1 rRNA gene (running past one end of the window) is annotated in these 509 nt (G+C 56.2%); it reads right to left on the bottom strand.

The features are described 5' to 3' along the window. Positions 1–9: 9 nt before the first annotated feature. Positions 10–509 (bottom strand): 16S ribosomal RNA (locus DWW77_RS17820); its annotated part runs 838 nt beyond the window's last position; the annotation flags it as partial.

The following is a 509-nucleotide window of genomic DNA, read 5'->3' on the forward strand; positions in this document are numbered from 1 at the left end:
TTTCCTTAGAAAGGAGGTGATCCAGCCGCACCTTCCGATACGGCTACCTTGTTACGACTTCACCCCAGTCATCGGTCCCGCCTTCGGCAGCTCCTTCCTTGCGGTTAGGTCACTGACTTCGGGCGTTACTGACTCCCATGGTGTGACGGGCGGTGTGTACAAGACCCGGGAACGTATTCACCGCGGCATTCTGATCCGCGATTACTAGCGATTCCAGCTTCGTGTAGTCGGGTTGCAGACTACAGTCCGAACTGGGACGTTATTTTTGGGATTTGCCCACCCTCGCAGGTTCGCTTCCCTTTGTTTACGCCATTGTAGCACGTGTGTAGCCCAAATCATAAGGGGCATGATGATTTGACGTCATCCCCGCCTTCCTCCAGGTTATCCCTGGCAGTCTCCTCAGAGTGCCCGGCCGAACCGCTGGCTACTGGGGATAGGGGTTGCGCTCGTTGCGGGACTTAACCCAACATCTCACGACACGAGCTGACGACAACCATGCACCACCTGTC

It is taken from the genome of Ruminococcus sp. AF17-12 (genome assembly GCF_003479245.1).
Lineage (GTDB): Bacteria > Bacillota > Clostridia > Lachnospirales > Lachnospiraceae > Blautia_A > Blautia_A fusiformis.